The 949-nt window shown below is 47.5% G+C and carries 1 protein-coding gene; it reads left to right on the top strand.

What is annotated here, in order from left to right; all coding sequences use genetic code 11:
* Window positions 1-64: 64 nt before the first annotated feature.
* On the top strand, window positions 65-949 hold an 885-nt coding region (locus A3750_RS01405), incomplete at its 3' end, for a lipopolysaccharide assembly protein LapB (protein ID WP_156498297.1).

Genomic DNA, 949 nt, shown 5'->3' with positions numbered 1-949 from the left:
CAAAGCATGATACGGTTCTCTCCGTCCTCTACACCAAATTGCCCGCTGTATTTTAAGGGAAGTCATGCAAGAACAATTCAACCGAGCAAGTCAGCTTCATCAGCAAGGAAAATATCGTGAAGCGGAAGCACTCTATAGATCTTTAACCAGTTTAGAGCCTGAGAATCCCATTGTTAATGCGAGACTTGCAATGGTGCTGGTTCAAACGAAAAGAGCGCGTGAGGCGCTCCCTCTGTTTGCCTTAGCGATCGACAACATGCCCCAAGATACCGCTCTGATTAAGCAGGCGGTAAATGTTGCCTCTCAGCTCGGGGAAAATGTATTTGCTGAAAAATGGGTCCGTCTATTGCTCGAAGAGTCACCGGATGACATGGCCTTGTCGGCACAGTACGTTGGTATTTTGATTGCTGTTCATAAAGAGGAAGCGGCGTTGGCGTTAGTGAATGCCTTGCTAAAAAAACAGCCTCAAAATGCGCAGCTACTAAATTTTAAGGGTATGTGTCTCAGCCGTCTAAGTGAGGGTGATAAGGCCTACAGATACTTCGAAAAGGCATTGCGTGCTAATCCTGGTCAAGTCGGTGTTGTTAGAAATCTGATTGTTCATGGTAAGGGTAAGAAGCAAGCGTTGCTTGAAGAAATTGTTCCGCAGTACGAGCAGCGCTTGCGTCAACGCGGCTTGAACGAAGATGCGAAGATGAACATCGCTTACGTTGTGAGCATGTACTACGACAGGAAGGGAGACGCTGAAAAGAGCTTCAAGTACCTTCAGATGGGCAACACGATTAATCGCTCTCGCTATCACTATGCACATTCTGAGATGCAAGATGTGTTCTCTAAGATTATCGAAGCACTCAGTGGTCCGTTCTTAGGGGCGTGCGAGAGTTTGCCCAAGGTCAAAGACGGAGCGGCACCGATCTTCATTCTGGGAATGCCTCGATCGGGTACAACG

It is taken from the genome of Oleiphilus sp. HI0079 (assembly GCF_001635105.1).
This window is presented reverse-complemented; position numbering and strand designations above follow the sequence as displayed.